The organism is Streptomyces albiaxialis (assembly GCF_039530985.1).
In the GTDB taxonomy this organism is placed as follows: Bacteria; Actinomycetota; Actinomycetes; order Streptomycetales; family Streptomycetaceae; genus Streptomyces; species Streptomyces albiaxialis.
In genome coordinates this window covers 212,382-234,985 of sequence record NZ_BAAAPE010000002.1, presented here as the reverse complement: position 1 = coordinate 234,985, position 22,604 = coordinate 212,382, and the positions used below count along the sequence as shown (strand labels likewise).

General features: G+C 74.0%; 19 protein-coding genes. 8 read left to right on the top strand and 11 right to left on the bottom strand.

Features of this window, described 5'->3' with window-relative positions:
- Positions 1–69 precede the first annotated feature (69 nt).
- The 3 genes from ABD343_RS06070 (at position 70) to ABD343_RS06060 (ending at position 5,065) form a co-directional block, all read left to right on the top strand.
- A complete protein-coding gene (locus ABD343_RS06070) occupies positions 70–1,566 on the top strand; it encodes an SCO6880 family protein (protein ID WP_344524831.1) in 1,497 nt (498 codons plus the stop codon).
- A 113-nt stretch (positions 1,567–1,679) separates the two neighbouring features.
- Positions 1,680–3,140 (top strand): ATP/GTP-binding protein, encoded by a 1,461-nt coding sequence (locus tag ABD343_RS06065; protein ID WP_344525570.1) that lies wholly within the window; start codon positions 1,680–1,682, stop codon positions 3,138–3,140.
- The gene (locus ABD343_RS06060; RefSeq protein WP_344524829.1) at positions 3,137–5,065 is read left to right on the top strand and encodes a type IV secretory system conjugative DNA transfer family protein; all 1,929 of its coding nucleotides are present in this window, start codon (positions 3,137–3,139) and stop codon (positions 5,063–5,065) included. Before ABD343_RS06065 ends, ABD343_RS06060 begins: the two co-directional genes overlap by 4 nt.
- 39 nt (positions 5,066–5,104) lie before the next feature.
- Here the strand turns inward: ABD343_RS06060 and ABD343_RS06055 are convergent, their stop codons facing one another.
- Positions 5,105–6,268 (bottom strand): DUF418 domain-containing protein, encoded by a 1,164-nt coding sequence (locus tag ABD343_RS06055; protein WP_344524827.1) that lies wholly within the window; start codon positions 6,266–6,268, stop codon positions 5,105–5,107.
- Between the two features lie 180 nt (positions 6,269–6,448).
- Between ABD343_RS06055 and ABD343_RS06050 the strand changes: the two genes are divergently transcribed.
- On the top strand, positions 6,449–6,955 hold the full coding sequence (locus ABD343_RS06050) for a DUF4913 domain-containing protein (RefSeq protein WP_344524825.1): 507 nt from the start codon (positions 6,449–6,451) through the stop codon (positions 6,953–6,955).
- A 20-nt stretch (positions 6,956–6,975) separates the two neighbouring features.
- On the opposite strand, the gene ABD343_RS06045 is transcribed toward ABD343_RS06050, so the two are convergent.
- From ABD343_RS06045 to pcaH, 10 genes are all read right to left on the bottom strand, one after another.
- Positions 6,976–7,575, bottom strand: a complete 600-nt coding sequence (locus ABD343_RS06045) for a SigE family RNA polymerase sigma factor (protein WP_344524823.1) — start codon at positions 7,573–7,575, stop codon at positions 6,976–6,978.
- A gap of 31 nt (positions 7,576–7,606) precedes the next feature.
- Complete coding sequence (locus ABD343_RS06040) at positions 7,607–9,016, bottom strand: LCP family protein (protein WP_486387846.1); 1,410 nt, start codon at positions 9,014–9,016, stop codon at positions 7,607–7,609.
- The gene (locus tag ABD343_RS06035) at positions 9,009–10,055 is read right to left on the bottom strand and encodes a hypothetical protein (protein WP_344524821.1); all 1,047 of its coding nucleotides are present in this window, start codon (positions 10,053–10,055) and stop codon (positions 9,009–9,011) included. Before ABD343_RS06035 ends, ABD343_RS06040 begins: the two co-directional genes overlap by 8 nt.
- Positions 10,052–11,305: a glycosyltransferase family 4 protein gene (locus tag ABD343_RS06030; RefSeq protein WP_344524819.1), complete on the bottom strand. Its 1,254-nt coding sequence runs from the start codon at positions 11,303–11,305 to the stop codon at positions 10,052–10,054. The genes ABD343_RS06035 and ABD343_RS06030 overlap by 4 nt, the downstream gene beginning before the upstream one ends.
- A gap of 328 nt (positions 11,306–11,633) precedes the next feature.
- The gene (locus tag ABD343_RS06025; protein WP_344524817.1) at positions 11,634–12,890 is read right to left on the bottom strand and encodes an oxygenase MpaB family protein; all 1,257 of its coding nucleotides are present in this window, start codon (positions 12,888–12,890) and stop codon (positions 11,634–11,636) included.
- 136 nt (positions 12,891–13,026) lie between these two features.
- Positions 13,027–14,214 (bottom strand): 4-hydroxybenzoate 3-monooxygenase, encoded by a 1,188-nt coding sequence (locus ABD343_RS06020; RefSeq protein WP_344524815.1) that lies wholly within the window; start codon positions 14,212–14,214, stop codon positions 13,027–13,029.
- Positions 14,211–14,996, bottom strand: coding sequence for a 3-oxoadipate enol-lactonase (pcaD, locus tag ABD343_RS06015; RefSeq protein WP_344524813.1), 786 nt, complete (start codon positions 14,994–14,996; stop codon positions 14,211–14,213). The genes ABD343_RS06020 and pcaD overlap by 4 nt, the downstream gene beginning before the upstream one ends.
- A complete protein-coding gene (gene pcaB, locus ABD343_RS06010; protein ID WP_425578104.1) occupies positions 14,996–16,429 on the bottom strand; it encodes a 3-carboxy-cis,cis-muconate cycloisomerase in 1,434 nt (477 codons plus the stop codon). The genes pcaD and pcaB overlap by 1 nt, the downstream gene beginning before the upstream one ends.
- Complete coding sequence (gene pcaG, locus ABD343_RS06005; protein WP_344524811.1) at positions 16,416–16,985, bottom strand: protocatechuate 3,4-dioxygenase subunit alpha; 570 nt, start codon at positions 16,983–16,985, stop codon at positions 16,416–16,418. Before pcaG ends, pcaB begins: the two co-directional genes overlap by 14 nt.
- Positions 16,982–17,713, bottom strand: a complete 732-nt coding sequence (gene pcaH / locus ABD343_RS06000) for a protocatechuate 3,4-dioxygenase subunit beta (RefSeq protein WP_425578118.1) — start codon at positions 17,711–17,713, stop codon at positions 16,982–16,984. The genes pcaG and pcaH overlap by 4 nt, the downstream gene beginning before the upstream one ends.
- 302 nt (positions 17,714–18,015) lie before the next feature.
- Here pcaH and ABD343_RS05995 point away from each other — a divergent pair, with 302 nt between their 5' ends.
- The 4 genes from ABD343_RS05995 to ABD343_RS05980 all read left to right on the top strand — a co-directional run bounded on the left by ABD343_RS05995 (position 18,016) and on the right by ABD343_RS05980 (position 22,603).
- On the top strand, positions 18,016–18,528 hold the full coding sequence (locus ABD343_RS05995) for a DedA family protein (protein WP_344525563.1): 513 nt from the start codon (positions 18,016–18,018) through the stop codon (positions 18,526–18,528).
- An 80-nt stretch (positions 18,529–18,608) separates the two neighbouring features.
- A complete protein-coding gene (locus ABD343_RS05990; protein WP_344524807.1) occupies positions 18,609–19,166 on the top strand; it encodes a PadR family transcriptional regulator in 558 nt (185 codons plus the stop codon).
- A gap of 34 nt (positions 19,167–19,200) precedes the next feature.
- A complete protein-coding gene (locus tag ABD343_RS05985; RefSeq protein WP_344524805.1) occupies positions 19,201–20,961 on the top strand; it encodes an acyl-CoA dehydrogenase family protein in 1,761 nt (586 codons plus the stop codon).
- Between the two features lie 58 nt (positions 20,962–21,019).
- On the top strand, positions 21,020–22,603 hold the full coding sequence (locus tag ABD343_RS05980; RefSeq protein WP_344524803.1) for an acyl-CoA synthetase: 1,584 nt from the start codon (positions 21,020–21,022) through the stop codon (positions 22,601–22,603).
- The last annotated feature ends 1 nt before the right edge of the window (position 22,604 follow it).

Sequence of the window (22,604 nt, the reverse complement as noted above, 5' to 3'; positions counted from 1 at the left end):
GGGCGCGCGGCACACCGTCGCGCGCCCCGCCTCACGACTCACCCAACGGAAGAGAACCAGGGATTCCCCATGTCTACCGATACCGCTGTCGTCGACCCCACGTACGGGAACTGGCGCAGGCCCCGGCGTCCCGGGCTGGGGCCGCTCGGTCTCGTCGGCACCGTCGGGGTGTTCGGCGGCCTCGTCTTCGACCTCCTCGTGTCGCTGGCCTCGCTGCAGGTCGCGCTGTTCCTGGTCGGGATCCAGATCCTGGCCCTCCTGCCGCTGGCCGCGCGCACGATGGACGGGCGCAACGTCTACCAGCTCCTCGCGCTGCGCGTGAGCTGGTTCCGCCGCAAGGGCAAGGGGTCCACCACGTACGTCTCCGGGCCCCTCGGGCGGCGGTCGGGCGGCCGGTACCGCCCGCCGGGCCTGCTGAGCAAGGTCACGGTCACCGAGGGCAGGGACGCCTACGACCAGCCCTTCGGCGTCCTGCACCACCCCCAGCGGAACCTCTACACCATCGTGCTGGGCTGCGAGCCCGACGGCGGCTCCCTGGTCGACCCCGACCAGGTGGACACCTGGGTCGCGTCCTGGGGCCACTGGCTGGCCCGGCTCTCCGCCGAACCCGGCCTGCGCGGGGCCACCGTGGTCGTCGAGACCGCCCCCGACACCGGAAGCCGGCTGGCCAACGAGGTGCTGCCGCGCATCAGTCCGGACGCGCCGCCCGCGGCGCGCGCCGTGATGGAGGAGGTCGTGGAGCGGTATCCGGCCGCGTCCTCGGAGATGCACACCTACATCGCGCTGACCTACGGCATGCAGGGCGGCCAGAAGCGCTCGCCCGAGGACATCATCAACGAGATGGCCACCCGCATGCCCGGCCTGCTGGAGGGGCTCGTGGGCGCGGGCGGCGGACCCGCCTCGCCGCTGTCGGCCGAGCGGATCGCCGAGGTCGTGCGGGTGGCGTACGACCCGGCCGTCTCCTCCGACGTCCTCGACGCCCGTGTCCAGCACGGCGGCACGGGCCTGGAGTGGGAGGACGCCGGGCCCTCCGCCGCGGTCGAGACCCCCCAGGCCTACCAGCACGACTCCGGCGTGTCCCGCACCTGGATGCTCACGCAGGCGCCGCGCGGCACGGTCCGCGCCAACGTGCTGCGGGGCCTCCTGGAGCCCGCGCCCGGCACGCGCCGCAAGCGCGTCGCCCTGCTCTACCGGCCCATCGACCCGGCGACCTCGGCCCGCATCGTCGAGGCCGACCGGCGCGCCGCACAGTTCATGGCCACCTCGAAGCGCGGCCTGGTGCAGGCCCGCGCCGTCAACGAGGTACGGGCCACCGAGCAGACAGCGGCGGAGGAGGCCACCGGCGCGGGGCTCGTGGAGTTCTCCCTGATGTGCACCGTGACGGTGGACTCCGACGCCGAACTCGACGACGCGAACTCCACGGTGCGCAATCTCATGGCCGGGGCACGGCTCCACATGCGCCCGGCCGACAGAATGCAGGCGGCGGCGTTCAGTTGCACTCTCCCGGCGGGTCTCCTGCCGTGGGAGTACACGCTGGTGCCGCGAGAGCTGAAGGAAGCGCTGTGAGCCCGAAGAAGGCGACGAACCGGTCCGCGTCCAAGGGCGGACCCCCGCGGCCGAAGAGCGGAGGGGCCAACTCGCGCGGCTGGCCGGGCCCCGCGGGCGGGCAGGTGGCCCACATGGACCCGCCCACGATGTGGCGGGCCACCACCGTGCAGGCCTGCGGGCTGTGGCCGTTCGCGGCGGGCTCCGGGGCGCCCATGAGCGGCGTCCCGCTGGGCCGGCACCTCTACACCGGCGCCACCGTGTGCGGCGACCCGCTGTCCTGGTTCACCCGCGCCCACTACATCTCCAACCCCTCGCTGTTCATGCTCGGCATGCCGGGCCTGGGCAAGTCCACCCTCGTCAACCGGATGCTCATCGGGCTCTCCGCGACCGGCGTCGTGCCGCTCGTGCTCGGCGACCTCAAGCCCGACTACGCCGACACCGTGCGCGCCCTCGGCGGCCAGGTCCTCTCCATCGGGCGCGGAGTGGGCGGCATCAACGTCCTCGACCCCGGGGCCATGGGCGCGGCGGCCCGGCGCATCGGCGGCGCCGCCGGACAGGCACTGGTCTCCGAGACCCACGGCCGTGTCCTGAACATGGTGGCCGCGCTCGTCACCATCGTCCGGGACCGCCCCATGGACGACCACGAGCAGTCGGTGCTGTCCGCCGCGCTGCACCACCTGCGCGAACGGACGCCCGAGGGACACACGCCGCGCCTGCCCGACCTCGTGCGGATCCTCGCCGAAGGCCCGGAACGCGTACGGGCGGTGACCCTGGACCGCGGGGACGAGAACCGCTATCAGGAGGCCGTCGACCCGCTGCACCGCTCGCTGCTGGGCATCCTGGACGGGCCGCTCGGCGATACGTTCGCCTCCGAGTCCGTCACCCGCATCGACCTCAACGCGTCGGCGGTGTGCGTGGACATCTCCCGGATCGGGGAGGCCGACACCCAGCTCACCGCGGCGGCGATGCTCGCCGCCTGGTCCGACGGGCTGGGCACGGTCGCCGCCTCGCACGCCCTGGCCGACGCCGGACTCCAGCCCCGGCGCTGGTTCTTCACCGTCCTCGACGAGCTGTGGCGGCCGCTGCGCGCCGCCTCGGGCATCGTCGACCGCATCGACGCGCTGACCCGCCTCAACCGTACGCTCGGCCTGGGCGACGCGAAGATCACGCATACGCTCAAGGACGCCGAGGCGCTGGGCAGCGAGGCCGACCGCTCCAAGGCGCGCGGCTTCGTCGAACGCGCCGGAATGGTGGTGTGCGCGGGCCTGCCGCGCCAGGAGATGGAGGAGCTGGGCCAGGTCGTCGGCCTGACCCGCAGGGAGATCGACCTGGTCTCCACCTGGTCCTCGCCACCGGGCTGGGCCGCGTTCGGGGACCGCGAGGAGCCGCCGGGCCGGGGCCGGTTCCTGATCAAGGTCGGCGGACGCCCCGGCATCCCGATCCAGGTCTCCATCACCGACACCGAGCGCCATCTGCACGACACCAACAAGCGCTGGGCACCCAACGAACAGGCCGCGGCGGCGCGGCCCGAGCAGGTCCTCGACCTCTCCGGGTACGGGCGGAGCCGGGCGGAAGGGAGGCGGGCCGGATGAGCGGCGCGCAGGGCGGCGGTCAGCGGTACAGCGGCAACGAGCTCGCTCCCTGGGCGATCGTCATGGCGGCGGGCGTGGCCCTGGTGCTGTTCGGCGGGGTGTGGCTCGGCGGGACACTGGGCGCCGCCCTCACCGGCTCCGGCTGGCAGCCCCCGCCGTTCGCCATGGAGACCTTCACGGCCCTGCTCCGCGAGGGCCCGGGCGAACTCTGGCCGGACGCCCCGCCGTTCGCCGTGGTCGCCGGGATCGTCCTCGTCTTCGGCTCGGCCGCCTACGGGGGCTGGCGGGCCGTGAAGCGCGTCATGCGCTTCACCTCCCGGAGCAAGGGGCTCGCCGGAGCCAAGGAGCTGGCGGCGATGTGCCCGGCGGGCATCTCCGAACGCGCCCGCGACCTGCGCCCCTCCCTCAAGGGCCGCGATCACCTCCACCCCGACGAGACGGGCAATCTGCTCGGCGACCTCGACCCGAACGGGCCCGAACTGCGCTCCTCCTTCGAGGACGTCGAGCTGGACCTGATGGCCCCGCGTGCCGGAAAGTCCACCGGCATCGCCGTCCCCCGCGTCCTGCGCGCCCAGGGACCCGTGCTGCTGACCTCGAACAAATCCGACGTCTACGCGGTGACCCGCGCCGAACGCGAGAGCGCCGGCACGGTGTGGACGTTCGACCCGCAGGGCATCGCCCACACGCCGCGCGCGATGTGGTGGGACATCCTCTCCGACTGCCACACCATCGAGGGCGCCCGCCGCCTCGCCGGGCACTTCGTCGCCTCCGTCAACGACGACCAGTCGAAGAAGGACTTCTGGATCTCCGCGGGCCAGAACACCCTCACCTCGCTCTTCCTCGCCGCGGCCCGCAACGGGGCCTCCGTGACCGACATGCTGGCCTGGCTCGCCGACCCCGCCGACCGTACGCCCGTCGATCTGCTGCGGGACGCCGGGATGCACGCCATGGCCGAGCAGTTGCAGGGCACGGTGCGGGGCGCGGTGGAGACCCGCGACGGCATCTTCGAGACCGCGCGGCAGTGCGTGGCCTGCCTGCTCGACCCGGAGATCGTGAAGTGGGTGACGCCCGACCCCCGGCTGCCCGAGTTCCGGCCGCACGAGCACGCGCTGGGCACGGACACCCTCTACCTGCTGTCGAAGGACGGCGGCGGCTCCGCCGCGGGCGTGATCGCGGGCCTCGCCGACGCGACGATGCGCGCGGGTGTGATCGCGGCGGAACGGATGGGCGGCAGGCTCGACCCGCCGATGACCGCCGTCCTCGACGAGGCCGCCAACGTCTGCCGCATCTCCGACCTGCCCGACCTCTACAGCCACTTCGGCTCGCGCGGCATCAACGTCGTCACGCTGCTGCAGAGCTACCGCCAGGGGCAGCGGGTGTGGGGCGACGCCGGGATGGACGCCATGTGGAGCGCGGCCACGGTCAAACTGCTGGGCGCGGGCCTGGACGACGCCGACTTCGTGGAGAAGGTCTCCAAGCTCGTCGGCAACCGCGACGTGCGCACCCCCTCGTACTCCAAGAGCAAGGACGGCACGTCCCGTTCGTACTCCTACCGGCTGGACCCGGTGCTGCCCGCCGACCGCATCCGTGCCCTGCCCAAGGGCACGGCCCTGCTGCTGGCGACCGGCGTACGCCCCGCCCTGATCCGGCTGCGCCCCTGGTACAAGGAGCCCGACGCGGGCCGTATCTCCGCCGCCGCGAAGGCCGAGACCGCCGCGATCACCGACCGCGCCGCCCGCTCCTGGGCGGGGATCCCGGTCGAACACGTGGCGGACGCGGAGGACGAGGTGGAGGTCTTCGCGGACGGCGCGGGCGTCGAGGTCTTCGACGACGTCGAGGTGGAGGTCGAGGACGCCGGGCCGGCCCGGGAAGTCCGGGCGGCGAACCGGTGGGTGCGGAACGCGGTGCCCATGGACAAGCCCTGAGGCAGCCGGGCAGGCGGCCGGGCGCCGCTCCGAGCGCGGTCAGGGGCGGCGGGCGAGCGTAGCCGTACGCAGCAGCCACTCGGCGGGCCCGTACCGGTAGCGGCGTATCAGCAGGCGTCCGGCCGCGAGCTGGCCCGCGTACAGCACGAGGCACCCGGCGGTCACCGCCGCCGTGCCGTGACCGCCGTACCGGGCCAGCCCGTACCCGGTGAAGACCAGCGCCAGCACCAGGGACTGCGTGAGGTAGTGGGTCAGCGCCAGGCGGCCCGCCGCGGTCAGGGCACCGGCGATCCGGCGCCCCGGACGTGTGCGCAGCAGGAGCAGCAGGCCGCAGGCGTACGAGGCGGTCAGCGCCGGGGCGGTGAGCACGCCGACGGCGGAGCCCACGTCGTACCAGCGCGCGTCCAGCGGGCCGTTGCGGCAGACAGCCATGAAGACGCCGCCCGCGAGCCCGAGGGGCAGCCAGCGGCGGACGGTCCGCACCATCCGCGCGCGGTGCCGCTCCGTGCCGGCGAGCAGCCCGCACCGTCCGGCGGCGAGTCCCAGCAGGAAGCCCGCGAAGATGTCGGCGCCGTACAGGACGTTCCAGCCGAGGACGGCGCGCAGTTCGCCCAGATTGGCCCGGACGACCGAGCCGGGGCCGCCCGTGTAGGCCGCGGTCGTCTCGCGTGCCGTCGCCGCGGCGGCCGCCGCGTCCCGGGGATCGACGGGCCCGGCCAGCGCGACGGTGAGCAGGCCCCAGGTCAGCAGGCACGCGGCGGTCCCGGCGACGAGCCAGGCCGCGCGGCGGACCGCCGTGCGCGGAGCGAGGCCCCGGGCGGCGAACAGGGGGAGGCTCAGCGCCCCGTAGACCATCAGGATGTCGCCGGGGAAGAGCAGCACCCCGTGGGCGATCCCCAGCGCGAACAGGCAGCTCAGCCGCCGCAGATGCCGGGCGGCGAAGGACGCGCCCGCGCGCCGGGCCGAGCGCTCCTGGAGCGTGAAGCTGTACCCGAACAGGAACGAGAAGAGCAGATAGAACTTGGTGCTGACCAGCGCCGTGATCAGCCAGTCGGCCGCTTCGTCCGCCCACGAGGCCCACGGCCCGCCGCCGGGAACGAGCCCGGGCCCCGCCATGGTCCGGGCGTTGACCAGCAGGATCCCCAGCAGCGCGAACCCGCGCAGGGCGTCGGCCTCGTGTATCCGGGGACTGGGGGACTCCAAGGGGGTTCTCCTTCCGCGCGCGGCGCCAGGGGGCGCTTCTGCCGACAGCCAACGGGGCGGCCGCGCCTTCGGTTCACTTCCGCCCGCGACCTGGTGGGGGCGGAAGTGAACCGGACCCGGCGTGCGCACGTGTCATGCGTGCAGCGGGCGCGCTGCGGCCGTCGAGAGAGCGGGAGAGCCATGTCCACGGAAGCCCCCGAAGCACCCGAAGCCCCCGAAGCACCCGAGGCCTCCGAGGCACCCGAGGCCTCCGGATCGTCCGGGGAGCAGGCGGCGCCGGAGTCGGCGCCGCTGTTCATCCTCTACAAGAAGGGCGCCGAATACGCCAATGAGCTGCGGCAGTTGACGCTCTGGACCCACCATGTGCTGCTGCCTGTCTACGGCAGGGAGATCACCTCCACCGCCCCCTGGTGCTCCCGCTGGTGGGACCACCCGGAGGCCGTCGCCCAGCTCCACGGGCTGTGGCTCGCCTGGGGCGAGCTGACGGGCCCGGACGGCGGGATGTGCGGGCCCGCCAACTGGCACCGCGACTACATGGGTCCCGTGATGGGCGTCCTGCGGGACCCCGCCGGGCCGTTCGCGGGCTGCAAGCCGGGGTCGCACCGCGCGAAGGAGGCGCCGCAGGTCGACGCCATGGACCCGTTCGGCCCGCCACCCCCTCCGCCGCCCCCGCCGCCCTCCCGATGACGGACACGGGGGCGCGCCGGTCAGCCGGCCGCCTCCATGGCTGTACGGAGGGCGGCGATGCCGCGTGAGGCGTACGCCTTCGCGGCGCCCCGCGAGATCCCGAGCGTCTCGGCGACCTCGGACTCCGACATGTCCGCGAAGTAGCGCAGCACCAGCACCTCCCGCTGGCGCCGCTGGAGGTCGCGCAGGGCCTCGACCAGCCGGTCCCGTTCGAGCCGGTCGCAGGCCCCCTCCTCGGCGCTGGCCATGTCCGGCATCGGCTTGGAGAGCAGCTTCAGCCTGCGGATGCGGTGGCGCAGCGCGGCACGGGAGAGGTTCACGACGGTCTGCCGCAGATACGCGGAAACCTTCTCGGGGTCTCTCACGCGCGTGCGGGCCGAGTGGACCCGGATGAACGCCTCCTGGACGACGTCCTCGCACGAGGCGGTGTCGTCGAGCAGCAGCGCCGCGAGCCTGAGCAGCGAGGTGTAGTGCGTGCGGTAGGTCGCGGTCAGATGGTCCACCGTGGTGCCCGTCGTGGTGGCCTCGCGCCGCCCCGGCATCCGCACCGGACGCGTGGCCGGCCACGGCGCGATGACGGGTATCCCTCCGGCCGGGGCGGCCGTACGGGTCTCTCGCATGACGTCAGTCCCCCTGTGTTCCCCGCGCCGGTCAGCGCGGGCTCTTGTAGTCCGGCCCCACGGTGAGCGTCACCGTCCCCGCCCCGGCCTGCTCGCCGCCCCGCTCCGCGGCGTACGGCAGGCGCGCGGCGAGGACCTCGGCGGAACGCCGCAGCGCGTCCGGGTAGCCGACCGTCGTCCGGCGCACCGGCTCGGGCGCGTCGCCGGTCGAGGCCACCGTGAAGCCCAGCTCCCTGAGGTCCTCGGCGGCCTCGGCCGCGCGCCCGCCCGTTCCCGTGCCGTCGAGGACTCGGACACGGACGGAACGGGTGGGCACGGGGTCCTTCGAGGAGGCCTCCAACTGCTCCTTGTCGACCTCCTTGTCGTGCGCGAGCTTGTCGAACAGCCCGGCGGCCTGCGGGTACTGCCACACCACGTTGGCCTTGTCCGACGGGACGTCGGCCTGGCGCGGGTAGTTGGGCACGGTCAGGAAGGTGAGCCGGTCCTTCGGAATGCCCTTCACCTCGTTCGCGAGGTTGTAGAGCGGCTTGAGCCCGGCGAGGTCCTTGTCCGTGGTCAGCGACTTGGTCGTCTCGTCGAGGAACCCGTACAGCTCGTCCGGGCTGGTCACCTTCTTCCGCGCCTTCTCGGCGAGGGCCCGCATGAACTCCTGCTGGCGGCCTATGCGGCCCAGGTCGGAGCCGTCGCCCATGCTGTAGCGCGAACGGACGTAGCCCAGGGCCTTCTCGTCCCGCACGGTCTGGCACCCCGGCTCCATGTCGAGGTGGGCCTTCGCGTCGTGGATCGGCTCCTTCGGACAGACCTCGACGCCGCCGAGGGCGTTGACCATGCCCTTGAAGCCCTGGAAGTCGAGGGACATGAAGTGGTCCATGCGCAGTCCGGTGTTCGCCTCGACGGTCTTGATCGTGCAGGCCGCCGCGCGCGAGATGTCGCCCTTGCTGCCGCCTATCGCGAACGACTCGTTGATCTTGAAGGAGTGCGGCGCCGACGTCGTCCCGTCGCCCCGGTCGCAGGACGGGATACGGACGTAGGAGTCGCGCGGCAGCGACATCACCGTCGCCCACTTCCGGTCGGCGGACAGGTGCACGACCATGAGCGTGTCGGACTGCATGGTCCGCATGCCCTTGCCGTACTTCGCGTTCGCGCCCGCGCGGCTGTCCGACCCCACGACCAGGATGTTCATCGACCGGGAAGCCAGTTTCTGGGGGCGGTTCCCGCCGAGGTGCTGGTCCAGGTCGGCGGAGGTGATGTTCCCGTCGAGGTGCCGGTACACCCACAGCCCCGCGCCCGCGGTCCCGAGCACCAGCGTCGTCAGGAAGCCGCCCGACCAGGCGAACACCCGCTTGCGCCGCGTCCTCGTGCGCCGGTGGGCGCGGCGGCGCGCGCGGCGCCCGCCGTAATCGTCGTCGTACTCGCCGTCGTAGCCGTACTCGTCACGCACCACTGACCCGTCCGTTCCCCGCCCGCGCGGCGCCGGGCTGACGGCCCTCGTCGCTCACGCGGACCGAGAGGTTGTTGTTCACCGTGTAGTACGGCCGCACCGCGTGGACCGCGCCCTCGGGGCCCTCCACGTGCCGTGCCGGATAGGCGAAGATCTGCTTCTTGTCCGGGACGTCGTCCAGGATCCGCCCGACGCGGACCGGCTCCCCCTCCTCTGACGGGCGCAGCCACAGGTCCCGCACCCGGTCTCCCGGACCTCCGGGCAGCAGCGCGTCGAAGAGCAGCGCGGCGCAGAAGCCCCGGTCCGGGGGGCCGGGGGACGCGCGCACCGGCACGCGCACGGGGGGCACGGAGGCGTCCCGGGAACGCGCCTCCAGCCGCGCGGTCGCGGCGAGCCGCGTGCCGTACACCCTGCCGCGCAGCACCAGCGCGCCGTCGTCGAGGAGCAGCGCCCCCGCCTCGGCGTGCGGATACCGGAGCCAGGCACGGATCGAGAGGTTGCCGTGCTTCGTGGTGTACGGGATCCGTACGTTCAGCCTGGAGCGCGGGTCGAGGTCGAGGTCGAGGTCGTCGCCACCGCCGTCGCCGGGTGCGGCGCCCGCGAGAGTGCGCAGGTCGCACACGCCGGGCAGCAGCCGCCGCGGCACGTCGTCCGGCAGCGCGAGGTAGACGTCCCAGCGCCCCTCCCGCAGCCGGGTGGTCCCGGGCAGGACGGCGCGCAGGGCGCCGTCGGCGGTGGCGGTGAGCGGCAGCCGGAGCGAGGCGCCCGCACCGCGGCCATGGCGCTTCCGGAGCAGTACGGCCCCGCCGTCGGCCCCGCAGGCCCCACCGCCCCCGGAACCGCCGGGTCCCGGCACGTCGAGGACGAGCCCTCCGGCACCGTCGGCCGTGCAGTCGGCGTACGGGCCAGGAGTGCCGGGAGCGGGGACGAGCGGGGTGGGTGCCGGAGCCGGGGGAGCGGGGACGAAGGGGGACGCGGCGATCACGCGCGGCGGTCGCGGCGCCCCCGGCGTGCGCGCGTCGAGGGAGATCCTGCTCATGCGGCCACCTTTCGACGCGCGTAGCCCACACCCGACCGCACGGTCTGGCGCGCGGCGTACGTCCCGCTCAGCAGGGCGCCGCGGGCCCGGCGCAGCGAGCCGGCCCGGCGGTTCGTCAGCGAGGTCAGCAGATCCTCGTAACGCGCCGCCACGTGCGCGGGGTCGAAGCGGGCCGAAGAGGCGAGCGCCGCCCGGCTCATCCGCGCGCGCAGCTTCTCGTCGTCGATGAGGCGGAGCAGCGCGCCGGAGATCGCGCGCACGTCACCCGTGGGGGCCAGGAGGCCGTCCTCGCCGTCGCGGATGATCTCTCCGGGGCCGTGCGGGCAGTCCGTGGCCACGACCGGAAGGCCGCACCGCATCGCCTCGACGATCGTCATGCCGAAGGATTCGAGGCTCGATGTGACGGCGCAGACCGCGCCTTTGACCCACTCGGCCTCGATGGGGTTCGCCGGGCCCATCAGGAAGACGTGGTTGTAGAGGCCGAGTTCGTCGACGAGGGCCCGCAGCCTGTGCTGCTCGCGGCCGTGCCCGTAGATGCGCAGGCCCCAGTCGGGCCGTTCGCGGACGACCTCGGCGAAGGCGCGGATCAGCACGTCGTACCGCTTGGCGGGGGCGAGCCTGCCCGCGGCGATCACCCACTTGTTGCCGCCGTCCGAGGGCGCGACGACCGGCGCGGGCACGCTGTTGGGCAGTGCCTCCACGCGTACGCCGGGCAGCCGCAGGGTGGCGCGGTAGTCCCGCGCGTCGGCCTCGGTGACCGTCGTGAGCGCGTCCAGCCGTGGATAGGTGCGGCGCAGCAGGCGCTTCATCCGCGGCGAGTGCGTGGCGAGCGTGAGGTGCTCCTGCCCCATGCGCACCGGGCCGCGGCGCGTCTGCCGGGCCACGTGCACATTGAGCCCGGGCCGGGTGCCGACGACGACGTCGGCGTCCGTACGGGCCAGGTGGGCGCCGATCCGGCGGTCCGTCAGCGCGCTGTGCCGCGCGTACTGGCCGTCCGCGACGGGGAAGACCCGCGCGGGCAGCGCGTGCTCGGGATCGGCCCCGTCGTACGTCGGTCTGTGGCGGCGCATGTCGACCAGGGACGTCAGCCGTACGTCCCGGGACAGCTCGAAGAACGGCTTGTCGCGGTAGCGGAAGACCGACACGATCTCCACCTCGTGCTGCTCGGCGAGCGCCTGAGCCAGATTGAAGGTGGTCCGTACCGTGCCGCCCATGCCGTAGGCGCTGAAGATCAGAAACGAGATGTGCACTGTCCCCCCGCATCCCTGGTCGTCGTTCCCGCAAGCGGCGGCCCTCACGGGAGGGCCGCCGCACGGGAGGTGACAACGGGGCGAAGTGGATCGTGGTTCAATCCCGGGGTGCCGGGGCCCGGCAGGAGTCGAGCGGGGACGCGGCGACGGGGAACGCCCCGCCTTCGTACATCTGTCAGAAGCCGGGACGTCGAACGTGTGACATCCGTCCATGGCCGGGCACGCAGAGGTGCCTCTACTCTCAGCGAACGCGCGTCCCGCGCGGAGCGACCCTCCACGCGGGACGCGCTGGCCATTTCTGCCAGGGGGCCGGTGAGCCCCGGCCGGTTCAGTCCCGGCGCGCCTCCGGCAGGCGGCCCACGGCGGCGGGGCCGCCGTGGAACATCGAGGCGAGCAGCCGCTCCTGCGCCCGTGCGCCGCGCGCCTCCAGCCGCTCCCGGCCACCGGGCAGGACGCCGAGGAGCCGGTACCGGACCGTGTTGCCCGCCAGCGAGAGCAGGAGCGCCCAGGGGAAGCGGCGGCGCAGCCCCAGATCGCGCATGCCCTCCCTGCCCATGAAGGCGCTGAGGAGGCTCGCCTGGCGGGCCCGCTCGTACCGCTGGTGGAGCCGCTCGACGGCGGGCACGCGGTGCCCGAACGAGCGCTCGGCCTGGGCGTCCAGCGTCAGCCGGGCCAGCTCCCGGCCCGCCCGGGTCTGCCCGGCGGCGCTCAGCAGGACGTGGTAGTTCCAGCGGTGCCGGACGTCCTCCACGTCCGTCAGCCACTCCGGCGCGACGCCCATCAGGTGGCCCACGTACCGCCACAGATGCATGAGGTCGTCGCGCTGCGCGCGGGTCAGCCGGACGCCGAGCCCGAGACAGCCGACGATCACGGTCGCGTCGAAGAGCCCGAGTGTGCCCGCCTGGTCGGCCTGGTTGATCGGGTATCCCCAGCGCCCGGTGTCCCAGCGCGGCTCGAAGCGGGCGTTCACCAGGGCGTGCATGGCACGCACATGGACGGTGAGGCGCCAGCCCTCGGCGCCGGGGCGCAGGCCCCCGGCCCGGGTGACGGCGTGCGACCAGGTGCTCGTCTCCCCGAGGCGGCGCAGCGTGGTCCCGCCGGACAGGCCGCCGGTGAGCACGAGCAGATCGGCGGGCCCGCCGAAGCGGTAGCCGCCGATGAGGGAGAGCAGGGTGAGCACGTCGCCGCTGTTGCGGCCGAGGTACCGGTAGGCCGCGGCGCCCCGCTCGATCCGGTCCCGGTCCACCCAGTCGGGCACGGTCAGCGCGTGGCCGACGAACTCCCGCAGCGCGGGCGGCAGGTCGCGGGGCATCTCCGGGGCCGCGCGCAGCGCCCTGCCGAGCTGCGCGTGCGTCACCCGTCCCGGGTCCCCCGCCGGGAGCCGCATGGCTCCGGCGAGCCGCGCGCCCAGCTCGTCGCGCCGCAGGAGCGCGTCCCCCAGCCGCTCCATCAGGGCCTCGTCGACGTCCTTGCCGATGTCGGCGAAGAGGAAGATCCCACGGGCGATCCTGCGCCCGCGCTCCTCGGCCTCCCGGAACCGGCGGGGGAAGCGGGCCGCGCCGCGGACCTCGCTGAGGGATGTCATACGGTCCGTTGTATCGCGGAGATCCGCGCGGTGGAACGGGCCGTCACGGGGCGCTCCTTGAGCACGGCCGGACACCGGCGCCGCTCGCCCGTACCCGTTCGGGGGCGGTGCCGGTCAGGGAGACCATGGGGTGGCATCAGGTCAGCGGCAGGCCCGTGTAGTTCGCCGCCAGCTCCGCCGCCGCGTGCGGGGAGGACGCGAGCCGGTCGAGCCGCGCGAGCTGGAGCCGGGTGTCGAACGGGCTCTGGCCGGGCTCCGTGTGCAGGGCCGTCGTCATGAACCACGAGAAGTGCTGCGCCCTCCACACCCGCTCCAGACACGCGGACGAGTACGCGTCGAGAGCGGCAGCCGTCCCCGTGGCCGCCCGCTCGGCCAGGGCCCGGGCGAGGAGGACGACGTCGGACACGGCCAGGTTGAGACCCTTGGCGCCGGTCGGGGGCACGAGGTGCGCGGCGTCGCCCGCGAGCAGGACCGGTCCCCAGCGCATCGGTTCGGTGACGGAGCCGCGCAGGGGCAGCACGGCCCGCTGGGTGACGGGGCCACGGTTGAGCTTCCGGCCCCCCTCGACGGCGAGGCGCGCCTCCAGCTCGTCCCAGATCTCCTCCTCGCTCCAGGCGGCGGGGTCGGTGCCGTTGGGGACCTGGAGATAGAGCCGGCTCACCGAGGGCGAGCGCATGCTGTGCAGCGCGAAGCCGCGCGGGGAATGGGCGTAGACCAGCTCGTCGCCGGACGGCGGCGCCTCGGCGAGGATCCCGAACCACGAGTACGGGTACACCCGCTCGTACGTCCGCAGCCGCCCGCGCGGGATCGCCCGGCGGACGACACCGTGCGAGCCGTCGCAGCCCGCCACGTAGTCGCAGGCGAGGGTGTGCGGCAGGCCCTCGTGGGTGTAGTGGACGACGGGCCGCCCGGCGTCCGCGCCCGTCACCCCGGTGACCTCGGCGTCGAACAGCAGCGGGGCGCCGTCGGCCAGTTGGAGGGCGACGAGGTCCTTGACGACCTCGGTCTGGGCGTACACCCAGACCCTGCGTCCGCCGGTGAGGGAGGGGAAGTCGAACCGGTGGCCGCGCCGCCCCCAGCGCAGCTCCACGCCGTCGTGGACCAGGCCCTCGCGGTCCAGGCGCTCGGCGGCCCCGCACGCACGCAGCGCGTCGACGGTGCCCTGCTCCAGGATCCCGGCCCGCTGCCGCCGCTCGACGTACGTACGGTCGCGGGACTCCAGGACCACGCAGTCGATGCCGGACCGGTGCAGCAGCCGGGCGAGCAGCAGCCCGGCGGGGCCGCCGCCGACGACTGCGACGGTGGTGCGGGACGGAGCCGTCATGAGGGGTCCTCGGAGGGGATGCCGAAGTGGGCGGTCAGCGCGGCCAGTACGGAGGACGGCCGCTCGGCGGGGGCGAGGTGCCCCGCGCCGTCGATCTCCACGAGCGTGGAGCGGGCGATGCCGTCGGCCAGCTCGCGCGCGTGCGCGGGCGGCGTGGCCGCGTCCTGCCGCCCGGCGATCACGAGGGTGGGCGCGGTGATGTGGCCCAGGCGGCCGCCGAGGTCGTAGGCGGCGAGGGCCTCGCAGCACGCGGCGTAGCCGTCGGGCGCGACCGCCGCCTGATCGGCGATCAGCGCCCGCGCGGTCTTCGTGGCGGCGAAGCCCGGGGCGAACCAGCGGTCCGGCGCGGACGCGGCGAGCCACGCGACCCCCTCCGCGCGGACCTGCGCGGCCCGCTCCTGCCACGCGCCGGGCTCGCCGAACCGGGCCGACGCGCACACCAGGGCGAGCGACGTGACGCGTTCGGGACGGTGCACGGCGAGCCAGGCGCCGACCGCGCCGCCCAGCGACACGCCCGCGTAGGCGAACCGTTCCACGCCGAGCGCGTCCGCCAGCCCGAGGACGAGGTCTCCGAGCGCGGCGACGGTGTGCTCCCGACGCTCCCGCAGCAGCGCCGCCGGGGACCCGCCGTGCCCGGGGAGGTCGTAGCGGATGACGCGAAGGCCGCGCGCCAGCGCGGGCACCTGGGCCTCCCACAGCCGGAGGCTGGTGCCGAGCGACGGGCCGAGGATCAGCGCCGGGGATTCCGTACGGCCGTCCACGACATGGTGCGGGAGGCGCATCAGCCCTCCTCGCGGGCGCGGGCGCGGGCGCGTGCCGTGCGTGCCGTGCGGGTCGTGCGTGCCGCCCGTTCCAGCGCGCGGTCGGTCAGCCCGGGCGCCGCGCCGACGTACGCGGCAGGGTCCAGCAGGTCCCGTACCCGCTCGGGGCCGAGCGCGTCCCGCACCACGGGCAGCCGCGTCAGGACGTCCGCGAGCGGCAGGCCTCCGGCGGCGGCGTCGCGCGCGGCGCCGGTCAGCACGCGCCGGGCCTCGGCCCGGCCGAGCGCCGGTGAGAGGGCCGTCACCAGGCGCTCGGAGACGATCAGGCCGTCCGTCAGGCCGAGATGGGCGCGCATGACGTGCTCGTGGACGCACAGGCCGGCGGTGAGTTCGGCCGCGTCCCGCGCGGCGCCGCCCGCGAGGCGCAGGGCCTCGCGGACCGTCTGCCACTCCGCGTGCCAGGCTCCGGCGGGCCGTTCGTCCTCGGCCGCGAGCGAGGACAGCAGCACGGCGGCGTGCTGCGGAAGGCGGCGCGAGGCGGCGGCGATCAGCGTCGCGCGTACGGGATTGGCCTTGTGCGGCATCGCGCTGGAACCCCCTCCGGAGCCCTCGGTCACCTCGCCGATCTCGGTACGGGAGAGCACGAGCACGTCGGCGGCGAGCTTGCCGAGCGCCCCGCCCGCCAGCGCGAGGGCCGTTCCCAGCTCGGCGACGGGCGTCCGCAGCACGTGCCAGGGCAGCAGCGGCTCGTCCAGCCCGGTCCGCGCCGCGTACGCGGCGAGCAGCTCCGGCCCGCCCCCGGAAGCGGCGAGTGTTCCGGCCGCCCCGCCCGCCTGCGCGGGCAGCGAGAGCGAGGCGAGCCGGTCCCTGGCGTCGAGCAGCAGATGGCGCCATCCGGCGGCCTTGAGGCCGAACGTGGTCGGCACGGCGTGCTGGGTGAGCGTACGGCCCGGCATGGGCGTGCTCCGGTGCGCGGCGGCGAGCCGCGCGAGCGCCGCCCCGGCGGCGTCGAGGTCCGCGAGGAGCAGGGGCCGCGCGCGGCGCGCGACGAGCATGAGCGCGGTGTCCATGATGTCCTGGCTCGTGGCTCCCCGGTGCACCCAGTCCGCCGCCTCCGCACCCACGGCGGCGGTGAGGTCGGCGACGAGGGGGACCACGGGGTTTCCCGCGGCGCGCGCCCGTCCGGCGAGCGCGCGCGGATCGAAGCGGTCGGCGCGGGCCGCCGCGGCGATCTCGCCGCGGACGTCCCCCGGCGCGCCCAGCGCGTGGACGAGCGCCACCTCGGCGTCCAGCAGGGCCTGGAGGAACGCGCGGTCGCCGGTCGCCGCCTCCACGGGCGAGCGCGCGGGGCCGGGGGAGAGGAGACCGACGTCGGCGGCGTCGTCGGAGGCGTATGTGGCGGCGCCATGATCGGGGCCAGGGCCAGGGCCAGGGCCGGGGTCACGGGAATTCAAGGAAGACCGTCTCCTCGGTGTCGTCCCCCTGGAGCCTGATGTCGAAGCGGTGGACCGCGTCCCGTTCCGCCCGGGCGATCAGGGTGGCCCGCCGGTGCTCCGGGAGCGAGGCGAGCAGCGCGTCGTCGGGGTGCCCGGGGAGGTACGCGCGGGTGTGGAGGTGACGCAGCAGCCCGCGCGCGAAGACGATCACGCCGAGGTACGGCGCGCCGGGCCCCGGCGGCAGCGTACGGACCGCGTAGTGGCCGTCGGCGTCCGTGGGCACCCGGCCGAACCCGGTGAACGCGGTGCCGTCGCGCCCGAGGAGCGCGCCGGTGACCGGGTCGCGGCGCAGCGAACCGGGCGCCCCGGCGCGCGAACCGTCCGGCGCCTCCTGCCAGAACTCCAGGAGCGCGTCCGGGACGGGGGCCCCGGCGCCGTCGCGGACGAAGCCGTGCAGGGCGAGGGCGCGCGGATCGCCCACGGGCGCCATCTCGCCGCCGCGCGCGAACGGCAGCGCGTAACCGTAGAAGGGCCCGACGGTCTGGGAGGGGGTCACGCCCCGGGGACCGGTCACGGCCGCCGCTCCTCTCTCCCGGCTCCGTCGGCCGGGGTCGCGGCGGGGCCGTCGAGGACGATGTCCCAGGCGTAGCCGAGGGAGAACTCCGGCTGGGACAGCGCGTGGTCGTACGCCGCCACGAGGCGCTCGCGCGCGGCGGCACCGGTGACCGACCGGAGGACCGGGTCGTGGCGGTGGAGGGGGTCGCCGGGGAAGTACATCTGCGTGACCAGCCGCTGCGCGAAGGCGGTCCCGAAGACGGAGAAGTGGATGTGTGCGGGCCGCCAGGCGTTGCGGTGGTTGCGCCACGGATAGGCGCCCGGCCTGATCGTCGTGAAGCGGTAGCGGCCCTGGTCGTCGGTGAGGCAGCGGCCCACGCCGGTGAAGTTCGGGTCGAGCGGGGCGGGGTGCCGGTCAAGCTGGTGGGCGTACCGCCCCGAGGCATTGGCCTGCCAGATCTCCACCAACTGCCCGCGTACGGGCCGCCCTTCGCGGTCGAGCACCCGCCCGGCGACCGTGATCCGCTCACCCAGCGGCTCGCCCGCGTGCTGCCGGGTGAGATCGGCGTCGAGGGCGTGCACGTCGGTGACGCCGAAGACGGGCCCCGTGAGCTCGACGGCGTCGGGACCGTCGGGACCGTCCGGGACGGGCACGGGGGAGTGCCGGGGGTGTCGCAGCAACGTGCTGCGGTACGGGCGATAGGCACGGTCGGGATGCGCGGAACCGCCGGGGCGGACGGCGGCCATCTCCGCGTCGACGCTCCGCTGGTCCGGGATGCCGGCGTCGGTGCTGTCTGTGCTGCCGGCGTCGCCGACGCTGTCGGCCTGTCGGGGTAAGGGGGTGTCGGTCATGTCGGTCAGCGCTCCAGAACCTTCGGCGGCCGACTGCGGGGTATCCAGCGGGACGGCGGTGAGTGTCCGCCCGCCGCCGCGCGCTTGTCAACGGGCCCTCCGCCGTGCGCCCGGAGGGGGCGCCGGTCGGCGGGCCCGGGGCCAGGTCGCATAACCTGGCCCCGGAAGCAGCGGACGCAGTGAGATACGGAGATGCCGTGGACAAGGTCGCCTTCACGGCCGCCGGTCTCTATGTCATCGTCCTGCTGCGGGCCGGAGGCACGTTCGCCCTCGGGTGGCTCGCCGGATCCGGCGCCCGGCGCAGCAGGCTCGCCGAGCGGTTCTCGCACGAGAGGTTCCAGCGGGTGGAGCGGGCGATCCAGCGCTGGGGCGCGCCGGTGGTGGCCGTCTCCTTCCTGACCGTCGGATTCCAGACCGCCGCGAACTTCCTCGCGGGGAGCATGCGCATGCCGCTGCGGCGCTATCTGCCCGCGCTGTTCCTCGGAGGAGCGGCCTGGGCGCTGATCTACGCGACGGCCGGGATCGGCGTGCTGGAGCTGCTGGGGCGCCTCTTCGCCGAGCGGACGGCCCTCGGCGTGGCCGGGGTCGCGGTGCTGGTCCTCGCGGCGGGCGGCGTGGTGGCGTACCGGCGCAGAGGCGCGCACCGGCGGCGGAACGCCCCGCCGAGCACTCCGCCGAGCACCCACGGCACGGCCCCCGACGAATCCTGATCCCCCTCCCGGGGTGAGCCACGTCTCAGCTCGTCGGCGCCGCTTGTCTATGCAACGAGTTGCATAGCAGGATGCGGGGCATGGCGCTTGAGCACGCGATTCTCGTCTCGCTGTTGGAGAAGCCGGGCTCCGGCTACGAGCTGGCGCGGCGCTTCGACCGTTCCATCGGCTATTTCTGGGCCGCCACGCACCAGCAGATCTACCGGGTCCTCAAACGCATGGAGGGCGACGGCTGGATCGGCGCCCGCGAGGTGGCGCAGCAGGCACGGCCGGACAAGAAGGAGTACTCCGTCGCCGCCCCCGGCCGCGACGCCCTCGCCCGGTGGCTCCACGAGCCCATCGAACCGGAGAGTGTCCGGCACGAGCTGGCCGTGAAGATCCGCGGCGCCGCCTTCGACGACCCGGCCGCGCTGATCCGCGAGGTCGAGCGGCACCGCCAGGCGCACGCGGACCGGCTCGCGCACTACCTCGCGGGGGAGCGGCGCGACTTCACCGGCCCCGAGGCTCCCGGGACGCTCGACGCGGGGCAGGAGCTCCAGCACGTCGTGCTGCGCGGCGGCATCGCGTACGAACGCATGACCCTCGACTGGCTGGACGACGTGCTCGCCACGCTCCACCGGATCGCCGCCGAGCGCTGAACCCTCAACCCGTATCCCCGAAAGGCCGAGTTCCATGGCTGACCCGCTGCTGTTCAACCCGAAGACCTACGACCCGGCGCACTTCGACCCCGAGACCCGCAGGCTGCTGCGCGCGACCGTCGACTGGTTCGAGGCGCGCGGCAAGCGCAAGCTGATCGAGGACTACCGCTCCCGCGCCTGGCTGGCCGACTTCCTGGAGTTCTCCGCTAAGGAGGGCCTGTTCGCGACGTTCCTGACCCCGGAGGCGGACGCCCGGGGGCAAGGGGACAAGCGATGGGACACGGCCCGGATCGCCGCCCTCAACGAGATCTTCGGCTTCTACGGGCTCGACTACTGGTACGCGTGGCAGGTCACGATCCTCGGCCTCGGCCCGGTCTGGCAGAGCGAGAACGCCGCGGCCCGCGCCCGCGCGGCCGAACTCCTCGACCAGGGCGAGGTGTTCGCCTTCGGCCTCTCCGAGAAGAGCCACGGCGCCGACATCTACTCCACCGACATGCTCCTGGAGCCCGACGGCGAAGTGGGGTCTCCCCTGCTCGAGCGGAGCCGAGAGCTTGGGGAAGGCTTCCGGGCCAGCGGCTCCAAGTACTACATCGGCAACGGCAACGCCGCGGGCCTCGTCTCCGTCTTCGGCCGCCGCACCGACATCGAGGGCCCCGAGGGCTACGTCTTCTTCGCCGCCGACAGCCGCCACGAGGCGTACCACCTGGTGAAGAACGTCGTGGACTCGTCGAAGTACGTCAGTGAGTTCCGCCTGGAGAACTATCCGGTACGCGCCGAAGACATCCTGCACACCGGCCGCGCCGCCTTCGACGCCGCGCTCAACACCGTCAACGTCGGCAAGTTCAACCTGTGCACCGCCTCGATCGGCATCTGCGAGCACGCGATGTACGAGGCCGTCACCCACGCCCACCGCCGTGTCCTGTACGGCCGCCCCGTCACCGCCTTCCCGCATGTGCGCCGCGAGCTGACCGACGCGTACGTCCGGCTCGTCGGCATGAAGCTCTTCAGCGACCGCGCCGTCGACTACTTCCGCTCCGCCGGGCCCGACGACCGCCGCTACCTCCTCTTCAACCCCATGACGAAGATGAAGGTGACCACCGAGGGCGAGAAGGTCATCGACCTCATGTGGGACGTCATCGCGGCCAAGGGCTTCGAGAAGGACAACTACTTCGCGCAGGCGGCCGTCGAGATCCGCGGCCTGCCGAAGCTGGAGGGCACGGTCCACGTCAACCTGGCCCTGATCCTCAAGTTCATGGGCAACCACCTCCTGAACCCGGCCGAGTACGCCCCCGTGCCGAGCCGTCAGGACGCGGCCGACGACGACTTCCTCTTCCGCCAGGGCCCGGCCCGCGGCCTGGGCGCCATCCGCTTCCACGACTGGCGCACCGCCTACGACGCGTACGCCGAAGTGCCGAACGTCGCCCGGTTCCGCGAACAGGCGGACGCCCTGTGCGAGTTCGTCACCACCGCCGCCCCCGACGAGGAGCAGAGCCGCGACCTCGACCTCCTGCTCGCCGTCGGCCAGCTCTTCGCCCTGGTCGTGCACGGCCAGCTCATCCTGGAGCAGGCGCGCCTGACCGGCCTCGACCAGGACGTGCTCGACGAACTGTTCGCCGTCCTCGTACGGGACTTCTCCGCGCACGCCGTCGAACTGCACGGCAAGGACTCCGCCACGGAGGCCCAGCAGCACTGGGCCCTGGGCGCGGTCCGCCGCCCGGTCGTCGACGAGGCCCGCGCGTCCCGCGTCTGGTCCCGCGTGGAGGCCCTGGCGGGGACGTACGAGATGGCCCCGTAACGCCGGGGAGGAACGTAACCTCGGGGGATCGCGTCCGCCCGCCCCGGAGGAGCCCCGCATGAACGACGACTCCCTCATCCGCAGCCACGCGCTCGGAGACCTGCTGCGGCGCACGGCCGCCCGTACGCCGGACAGGACCGCGCTCGTATGGCGGGGGAGCCGGGAGACCTTCGCGGAGCTGGACGCGGCCGTGAACCGTACGGCGAACGCGCTCGCCGTACGGGGCGTGGCCAAGGGCGAGCGGATCGCGCTGCTCTCGCACAACTGCCGGGAGTTCGTGGTCCTCTACCTCGCCCTGGCCCGGCTGGGCGCGATCTCCGTGCCGGTCAACTTCATGCTCGGCGGCGAGGAGGTCGGCTACATCCTGCGGCACTCAGGGGCGCGGGGAATCGTGGCCGAGGACGCGCTCGTGCCCGTCGCCGAGGAGGCCCTGGGCACCTTCGGCGACGCGGGCCCGGTGCGGCTCCGCGGCTGGATCGGGCTCGGCGGCGGGCCCCGGCCCGAGGGGTGGGAGGACGTCGCGGAGTGGGAGCGGCACCCGGACGCCACCGCGCCCGGCACCGTCGTGGCCGACGACGATCCGGTGCAGCTCATGTACACCTCCGGGACCGAGTCCCGCCCCAAGGGCGTGACGCTCTCCAGCCGCGCCCTGCTCGCGCAGTACGCGTCGGCCGCCGTCGACGGCGAGATGAGCGCGTCAGACGTGGAGATCCACGCGCTGCCGCTCTACCACTGCGCGCAGCTCCACGTCTTCCTCACGCCGGACATCCAGCTCGGCGCCACCAGCGTCATCCTCCCCGGGCCCGATCCGGCGACCGTGCTGCGCACGGTCGAGGAGGAGCGCGTCACCAAGCTGTTCTGCCCGCCGACGGTGTGGGTGGCGCTGCTGCGCAGCCCGGAGTTCGACCGCCACGACCTCTCGTCCCTCCGCAAGGGCTACTACGGCGCGAGCCCCATGCCCGTGGAGGTGCTCAAGGAGCTGGGCGAGCGGCTGCCCGGCGTCCGGCTCACCAACTTCTACGGGCAGACGGAGATGTCCCCGCTGGCCACCGTCCTGCGCCCGGAGGAGCAGACCGCGAAGCCCGGCTCCGCGGGCCGCCCCGCGCTGAACGTCGAGACGCGGCTCCTCGACGACGAGGGCCGGCCCGTGCCGACGGGCACCGTCGGCGAGATCGTGCACCGCTCGCCGCACGCCATGCTCGGCTACTGGAACGACGAGGAGAAGACCGCCGAGGCGTTCCGCGACGGCTGGTTCCACAGCGGCGACCTGGGCGTCGTCGACGAGGACGGCTTCCTCCACGTCGTGGACCGCAAGATGGACATGATCAAGACGGGCGGCGAGAACGTCGCCGGGCGCGAGGTCGAGGAGGCCCTGCACCGGCACCCGGCGGTGGCCGAGGCCGCGGTCTTCGGCATCCCGCACCCGTACTGGATCGAGGCGGTCACGGCCGCCGTCGTCCTGCGCGACGGCGCCACCGCGACCGGCGACGAGCTGATCGCCCACTGCCGCGCACTGCTGGCCCCCTTCAAGGCGCCCAAGTACGCGGCAGTGGTGACCACGCTGCCGAAGAACCCCAGCGGCAAGATCCTCAAGCGCCGGCTGCGCACGGAGTACGCGCACCTGGCGGAGGACCGGGAGTAGG